This window comes from Pedobacter borealis DSM 19626, assembly GCF_000708285.2.
Taxonomy (GTDB): domain Bacteria; phylum Bacteroidota; class Bacteroidia; order Sphingobacteriales; family Sphingobacteriaceae; genus Pedobacter; species Pedobacter borealis.
The window spans coordinates 1-4586 of sequence record NZ_JAUG01000161.1; the positions used below are offsets into that span (position 1 = coordinate 1).

The 4586-nt window shown below is 42.7% G+C and carries 1 protein-coding gene and 1 pseudogene; both read right to left on the reverse strand.

Annotation, left to right across the window (positions count from 1 at the left end; all coding sequences use genetic code 11):
• Positions 1-4222 (reverse strand): Ig-like domain-containing protein (locus AW17_RS22930; RefSeq protein ID WP_157280411.1); only part of this gene is annotated, 4222 nt, incomplete at its 3' end.
• A gap of 115 nt (positions 4223-4337) precedes the next feature.
• Positions 4338-4586: pseudogene (locus AW17_RS24540) on the reverse strand (type IX secretion system outer membrane channel protein PorV); the annotation flags it as partial.

The following is a 4586-nucleotide window of genomic DNA, read 5'->3' on the forward strand; positions in this document are numbered from 1 at the left end:
TGACGGTATAATTCCCTATCAATGTGCCGGTCTCAGCTGGTTGGTTATTCCAAGTAATTGTACTTTCAGCCCAGGTTGTATTGGAAAGTCCATATACAGATACTACCCTGGTTGGATCTGCACCAACACTGGAAACATAAACCCGCAATTTCGCACTTTCAACGCTGGATTGTGTAAACGAAGAATAATCAAATCGCAAATACGACTGCCTAAAAAATGATGATCCATCTTTTTTCACTTCCAAAGTTGTTGCTGCCCCATATTTTGTGTTTGCCAGGGTACCGTCTCGTACAAATGCATCCGCTATAGGATTAACAGCTAAAGCTTGTGGAGTATTTATGGTAATATTAACCGCACCCGATACGGTTATCCCTCCACTGTTGTCGGTGGCTTTTGCGGTAAGCGCATAAGTTCCTGCAGCAGGGTTATTCCAGGTGAAGCTATAAGGTGCAGTAGTAGATTGACCTAACAAGGTGCTGCCCTGATAAAACTCTACTTTGCTGATTGTTCCGTCGGTATCACCAGCATTGGCATTTAGGCCAACATTAGCACCCGCTATATATACAGCATTGTTTGCCGGTGAACTGATGGCCACCGTTGGTAAGGTATTAATGGTAACCTTAACCGTGTCTGATATTGTTGTCCCTCCGTTATTATCGGTTGCTTTAGCGGTAAGACTGTAATTTCCTGCTGTAGGATTATTCCAGCTAAAGCTGTAAGGCGCAGTTGTAGATTCACCTAAAAGTGTGCTGCCCTGATAAAACGCTACTTTAGCAACCGTACCATCCGCATCCGTAGCGCTGGCATTAATAGTAACATTCGTACCTGCTGTGTATACAGCATTGTTTGCCGGTGAACTGATGGCCACCGTTGGTAAGGTATTGATGATTACTTTAACCGTATCTGATACCTTTGTTCCTCCGTTATTATCGGTTGCTTTAGCGGTAAGACTGTAATTTCCTACAGCTGGATTAGTCCAGGTAAAACTATAAGGTGCAGCTGTAGATTCACCCAATAAAGTCGATCCCTGATAGAATTCGACTTTGGTGATTGTTCCATCGGTATCAGCAGCATTGGCATCAATAACAACATTTGTACCTACTGTAAACACCGCATGGTTTGCTGGCGAACTGATGGCCACCGTAGGCAAGGTATTGATAATTACCTTCACCGTGTCTGATACCTTTATTCCTCCGTTATTATCGGTTGCCTTAGCGGTAAGGTTGTAATTTCCTACAGTTGGATTAGTCCAGGTAAAATTATAAGGTGCAGTGGTTGACTGACCTAAAAGGGTGCTGCCTTGATAAAATTCTACCTTAGCAACCGTTCCATCGGTATCGGCAGCATTGGCATTAATAGCAACATCGCTACCAACTGTAACTACTGCATTGCTAACTGGTGAAGTAATCGATACGGTTGGCAACGAGTTGGCAACATCTACAGCTGGATAAACCAGTTTTCTTGCACCATCATACCCAACAGCATAAACACTTGTAGAACCTGCCCCATATTGAACTGTTGTGGTTGCGTTTGCAGCCGTAGCGTCGCCTATACCATAAATGGCTACATCGGTGAGCGCTTTTTGGTTATAGGTCTCAAAAGCTACAGCATTGGCCCATTTCGAATTATCTATTGTTAAGGTTCCCGCATTAGCCGTTACACCAACTGTTGCAGTTGAAATTGTTGCCAATGGGATACGGTTTTTATACGCATTTAAACTATTCAACGATATATAATTTAATACCGGAGATACCGGTTTTGGATATCCTTTAGCCTGTATAGTAACAATTAACGCATCTATCTGTGCCTGTGTAATGGTTAACCGCTTTATACCATAATCGTCTATATCCATGTCAATTGGCAATAGATAACCGCTTTTCACAAAGAAATCGGTCAAATCTTCGTGAACGGCATCGCAGGTTGCACTTACAAAATTCAGTAATAACTGACCTTCACTTAGTCCTGTTTGGCTGGTTGTACGCATTTTCTCCAGCACATCGCCATACCAGAAAGCCACATCTGGTTGCCCGACCGGAGCTGCTGTACCAGATAAGCGTTGTTGCATGGTAGGTAAATCTTTAGATGCGCCGGCACTTTGATAATAAACTTCCAACTGCCAGAACGGGATCAGCTTCATGAACGGATCGCCTTGTTGTTCTATGTGTTTCTTTTGTACCAGGCTATAATCGAATACTGCGCTGTAGGATCCACCACGTATTTCAGGGACTCCGGCTTTAGGAATAGCAGTTTCCTTTTCAAGTCTTGAGGCTCCGGCGTAAACACTCCCAAGTGTATGCTGTATCCATGCAGAATAAATATTATTGGTTACTTCGGTCATACCTATCCATTTAGCGCCCGGTCTAACCTGGTTATTATGGCCAAACTCATGAGCAACGCCCCAGGCATCACGCAATATACCTGTTGGACTTGCCAGATTGGCCCCAGTTCCCGACCCAATAGGATAATTTACACCTTCGCCACCCGCATTGGGATTTCCACCTCCAGATAGTGACCTCAGAAACATATGGTTTTTAGGCACTCTGTTATATTTGGTTAAACCGCTTAAAATATACTCTTTGTGCACAATGGTGTCGTAAGCCGTGATCACACCTTTTCCACTAGCTGCCGAATTACTGATCAGTATACTTTTGTTGAGATTTACATTAACATAAGTTCCTTTCAAATCTAACTTCGGATACACACCGTTAAGCAACATTTTCGTCCATTCCTCATCGGTATCGGTTAAAGGATTATAATATCCGTTAAGCTGCCCTGTGGCAATGTTAATCTGGATTGGCTGTAAACCTGTGTTATCGCTAAAATAGCCGATATAAGCCAGTCCATCATGCAACACGTTAATCACATTCATGCCTTTTTTCAAAAGGTAACTATCTGAGGTAGCGCTATTATCAAGTGCAAAATCTTTAACAAGTAATTTCGGATCTACCCCATAGGTATCACCAACAAAAACAATTGCTTTGGTATTTGCCTTTAAAACTACTCCCGTTGGATTCTCATACCGGTTCAAACCGTTTGTTTTTAATATGCCCTCTGTTGTGCCTGGATTTGGATAAAAATCATAGTTCTGCACGCGATATTTCCTGTTATAGGTATTGTTGAAAATACACTGCGCCAAAGATTTAAAAAATGGAGAAGCAATGGCATCAATATCCGTCTGCGTTATTCCAGGTTTTAACGCGTTATGCAGATCGTCAGCAAAAATGTTCATGTATAAATTGCCGGCGCTGTTTTTCTGATAGAACTGCATTTCAGCACAACTGGCATAGTTATTTTTACCCGTAAGCACTTTAACTACAATCTGGGTAACGTTGGTTAAAGCTGCTGGAAAACTGATTTTATAGGCAGATGAACTAAAGGCCGCATCAAAATTCATTAATTTGGTTAAAGTAGTCTGTGTCGTCGTTTTATACCAGATTTCGCCTGTACCAAAAAGGCCATTATTGCCACCATCCTGCCTGGGTAGGTAATTGATATAATCAATGGTTGGACTGGCGGTAAAATTATAGGTTAAACTGATCGGGAATCCTCCACCGCTATAGCTAGAATGATATAAGGTAGCCGTGTTGTTATCGTAGGTACGTGAGATGTCCTCACTGCTACTATTTGCCGCAGGACTAACGCTTGCACTGGAAATGGCCAGTTTAACATCAGAATAGGCCGTAAAATCTTCTGCTATTGGATTATCGCAATCTATAGGCTGAACGAATGGCCCTGTTTCTGCAGAGCTAAAATTGATTTCTGCACAGCTCGAAAAATTACCCCCTGCTGCCCTGATGACAAAGCGAACAATGTAGGGTTTTACAATCGGGCTGGCCGTCATATCGATCGTTTTTACGGTATTCGTTTGCGCCCAGCTGATATTACTCAACTTGCTTACAAAAACCGAAGGTGCATCGGCAGAAGCATAATAAACATCTACAGTGGTCCAGACACCGTTTAGCTGCGTCTGCCTTGGTGTGTAATCGATTTTATTGATGCTTTTTACACCAACAAAATAAAAATCAACCGTATCCGGCATGGCATTTAGAGTCCAATTAGAGTGATACATGGTCGTCAGATTACCATCGAAGGCTTTGGTAATTTCATTACCACCTTGAGATGGCCGCTTTGAAGCGGCTGCGGTGATGGTGACCGGGTTTTGGGCATTCGCAATTGCACAGAGCAATAACATGGCGAGAAAAGAGAGTAATCGTTTTTTCATTTGGTCAGGGTTTAAATTAAATAATATTGGTTTTAGTTTTGTTTAAGCCATCTCCTCCTATTCTGTCCTATATTTTCACCAGTAATGTCTGGCTACGATCTGCTTGTTATTGCTGTTATTTTCCCTTCCTCGGGAGAAAATTTACCGCGAGGCCAAACCGCAGCGTGTTGGCGAGCGGATTGCTTCTTTCTGCCGTGGCGAGATAAGACAGATCAATGCTGTAGATCTGGTACCTAAAGCCTGCACCCAGGGTAAAATAACTGCCATCACCTTTCTGTGCATCCTGGTAGTTATAGCCTGCACGGAATACCAACCTATCTTTAAATAACAGTTCGAGCCCGGTTGACAGACCTATTTCCCTTGC